General features: G+C 28.1%; 3 protein-coding genes. 1 reads left to right on the plus strand and 2 read right to left on the minus strand.

Features of this window, described 5'->3' with window-relative positions:
* Together T386_RS04405 and T386_RS0104040 are read right to left on the minus strand one after the other, a co-directional pair.
* Nucleotides 1–197 (minus strand): hypothetical protein (locus tag T386_RS04405; RefSeq protein ID WP_036460128.1); only part of this gene is annotated, 197 nt, incomplete at its 3' end.
* A gap of 184 nt (nucleotides 198–381) precedes the next feature.
* The gene (locus T386_RS0104040; RefSeq protein WP_235732242.1) at nucleotides 382–1,608 is read right to left on the minus strand and encodes an endonuclease; all 1,227 of its coding nucleotides are present in this window, start codon (nucleotides 1,606–1,608) and stop codon (nucleotides 382–384) included.
* 187 nt (nucleotides 1,609–1,795) lie between these two features.
* On the opposite strand from T386_RS0104040, the gene T386_RS0104045 reads away from it, so the two are divergent.
* The gene (locus tag T386_RS0104045) at nucleotides 1,796–3,745 is read left to right on the plus strand and encodes a transketolase-like TK C-terminal-containing protein (protein WP_029513843.1); all 1,950 of its coding nucleotides are present in this window, start codon (nucleotides 1,796–1,798) and stop codon (nucleotides 3,743–3,745) included.
* Nucleotides 3,746–4,052 lie beyond the last annotated feature (307 nt).

Genomic DNA, 4,052 nt, shown 5'->3' on the forward strand with positions numbered 1-4,052 from the left:
TCTTTAATATTGGTTAAAGTTATTGCTGAAGGATCAATGTTAGCCTTTTCTTTAATATCGATTTCTACCTTAGATAGCAATGTTTCCAATTCATCTTTTTTAGGTTTATCATTATCCTTACAACTTGATGAAACTAGTGTTGCTACACTGGTTATTGCAATACAACTCGATAATATTAAAAATTTCTTAATCTTCATATAACCTTTCGAAAGACATATCATATACATAGCAAATATGTCTATTCAAATTATATTATTTATACATAATAGTGGCTTTTTATGAAAAATTTAAAACTTGTTTCCATAATTAAAAAAATAGGTGTTTTTCTTGCCAAATACACCTATAAAACAGATAAAATGTGTTAATGAAGAATAAAAAATACTATAGATTAATTTTTAAAATTCCATTATTAACAAAGCTTTTGCCATTTGAATTCATAATCAAATCTACTAACTCTGGATAATCACAAAATGGATTTCTAAGACCACCTTGTTCATTTGCAATAGCATTATTTCTGATTATATCAAAGGCATCAATAGTGTCATTTAATGATCATTTTTTATATACATCAGAATATTTGTTTTTGAATGGAACATTATTTTCATATCCAAAAACCTGCAATCCATAACGTGACATTTGATATGTTGTTGCATGTGTAATAGCAAAGTAAAAATATGCTCTAGCAATATCACCTTTAAACGCATCAATAGGTTCACAATAAGATCCATCTACTTTTGTTCCGTTTTTTGATACAAAAGATGGATTTGAAACTGTTAAATGAGGATAATTTCCACGTTTTTGATTAACAAAAGCATCGGTTGGTCAAACATGATGAGCATCATTTCTTGGGGTATCTTCTTTGTTGAATCATGACTGAGCAATTAGATGTTCACGGTTATATAAACGGCCTTCTTTACCTTTACCTCCACCTCCATGTGTATCTCCGAATTTAAAATTGTATGGATCTTTGCCATTAGGGTTTTCAGAATAAATGTCAAGCACACTATTATCTTTTTCATAATATAGATCTTTGAAAGCACTTCTATAAATGTTATGCAGTGCATCATATGTGCCAATTCCATTTACATATTTAGATTGTAATTTAATTAAACCTTTAAATAGTTCTTGCCCGCTTAAACCTACTAATTCCTTATAGTAATCATTATTTTCATAATATGAGCCTGCAGGTAATTTGTTTGTATTAGTTGATGGATTAGATGGCTTTGGTTGGGCAGGAGATTCAGGGTTAGGAGTGGGCTTAGAAGGAGAGCTTTGATTATTGTTTTCAATAAAGTTTTTTAATCTATTAATAACTTCTTTAATTCATTCGTCATCATCTAATAAAGCAAACTTTTTAGTTTGTTCAACTAAATATAAAATATTTTCTTTTGTTTGATTTTTTTCAGGTTCATTGAATTTTTCGCTAATTATTTTTTCTGCTTTAATAGCAAGTTCCTTTGACTCTTTAATTAATTTGTCTTTCTCAGCATCTGTTTTTGTTTCGTCCTTTTTATTACATGATGTAGATACCAAAGGAGTGACTAAAAGAGCAGGTGTAATTAGTGAGCTGCTGATTAAAAAGAGGGTTGTTTTTTTAAATTTTTTCATCATTTTAAGGTTTCCTTATTTTTATATAAAAAATATAAATAAATTTTATATGTATATAAATTTATATAAATGTTTATGAAAATAAATATGAAATGAAAATATTCATTCAAGCGAAATTAATCATATATTTAATAACATATAATTTATACAATAACTAATATATTCGCAATAATTAGGAGTTTTTACAATGAATATAGAACAAAAAGTAGTTGCATCGATGCAGGGATTATCTGTTGATGCTATTAACAAGGCTAATGGTGGACATATAGGATCTGCTATTGATATGTGTCCGATTATGTTTGCCTTAATTGGTAAAAAATTAAAATTTTATAAAGATGATCCAAAATGAATATCAAGGGATAGACTAATTCTTTCAGCAGGGCATGCTTCAATGTCTTTTTATTCAATGATGCATTTTATGAATTTGTTATCAATTGAAGATATAAAAAATCATAAAAAAATGAATTCAAAAACACCTTCGCATCCTGAAATTGATGCCTTTGATTTTGTTGATGCTTCTACTGGCCCACTAGGACAAGGCATTGCTATGGGAGTTGGTATGGCAATAGCTGAGAAAAAAATGTCAATAAAAATAAATAAAGGAAACTATAAAATTATTGATAATTACACTTATGTTATATCTGGCGATGGGTGTCTTCAAGAAGGTGTGGCTCTTGAAGCATTGCAATTAGCAGGAACTTTAAAATTAAACAAGTTCATTCTTATTCATGACTTTAATAAAATACAATTGGACTCACCAACTAACATAACTAATAATATTGATTTTATAGCTTATTTCAAGGCACTTAATTTTAATACAATTGAAGTGCAAGAACCTACAATTAATTTAATTGAAAAAGCTATTGATGAGGCTAAAAATTCTGATAAACCAACATATATCATGGTCCATAATACCATTGCTCCACACACTCCTTTTGAAAATAGCCCTAAGGGTCATTCTGGTACTTTAACAACTGAACAAACCCTTCAATTTAAAAAAAATTTAGGATTAGAAAATATGGAACCTTTTAACTATGATGAAGATGTTTATACTTACTGTGCACAATTATGAAATAAGAAAAAAATAGACTATGATAACTGAGTTGCAAGTCTTGCTAATCATAAAAAGGATTTTCCTTGAATCCATTCTTTATTTAATGAAACTATTAATAATAAAACTAATTATGATTTTTCTAAAATTGCTTTAAAACAGGACAATTTAGCAATTAGAGACTATTTAAATACTTTTTGTGAAATCGTTGAAAACTACTACCCATTTTTAATAGGTGGCTCAGCTGATTTAGGTTCTTCAACCAAGATTCAGTTCTTAGACTATTTCTACAATGGCGGTCAAAAAATCAGCTATGGTGTAAGAGAATTCGCTATGAGTGCTATCAATAATGGAATTAATTTATATGATGGTTTAAAAACAATTGATGCAACTTTTTTAGTATTTGCGGATTATGCCAAAGCAACATTAAGATTAGGCTCGCAAATGAAATTACCAGCAGTCCATATTTATAGCCACGATTCATATCAAGTTGGCGGCGACGGAAAAACACACCAGCCGATTGAACAATTAACAATGCTTAGATCGATACCTAATTTGCTAGCAATTCGTCCTTGTGATAAATATGAATTATATAAAGCGCTTAATTTTGCCTATAATCAAAATGAATATCAAATAGCAATAATTGCAAGCAGGCAAAATTTGAAGACATTTAATAAACATCCAAAAGGTGAAATTTCTCCTGCGTATTTTATTGATAAAAATAAAGACTTTGATATATCAATTCTAGCAACTGGTTCGGAAGTTGAATTAGCACACAAAGTATCATTAGAATTAAAAAATAATGGTGTTGTTTCTAATGTTATCTCAGTTCCTATTTTGCAAAACTTAATTAATAATGATAAACTTGCTAAAAAGCTTATGCTTAATAAAAAACCTATATTTATAATTGAAGCAAGCAATGACCCTTTGTGATATAAGTTATCCAAATATAATAAAGTTGATGGCCACTTTGCAACTGATTATGGCTATTCAGATGACGGGCAAATTGTATATGAATATATGGGATTCACAGTTGATAATATTATTAATAAAATTAATAAATTTTTAAAGAATAAACAAAAATAAAGGCTTTTGTCCTTTATTTTCCTGAGTTTCCGAGTTGCTAATTAATTTAGCAACTTTTTTAATGTCCTATATTACTTAAGTAATATAGAAAAAAATATTTTTATCTATACATTATATACCATTTATGATATAATTTAGGTGTTATGAGTAAATCTTTATATATTATGAAAACAAAAAATGGAAGTAGAAATAATCAAAGCTATTATGTTTTTGTTGCTACTTCTGCTGGTTATGGAAAAGGATATAAAAAAATAGTTTCATTAGGTAACCTAGAATCTTTGGAAGCAAAAAATCCACAATGTATTGA

The sequence above is a fragment of the Mycoplasmopsis primatum ATCC 25948 genome, assembly GCF_000702785.1.
GTDB classification, from domain to species: Bacteria; Bacillota_I; Bacilli_A; order Mycoplasmatales; family Metamycoplasmataceae; genus Mycoplasmopsis; species Mycoplasmopsis primatum.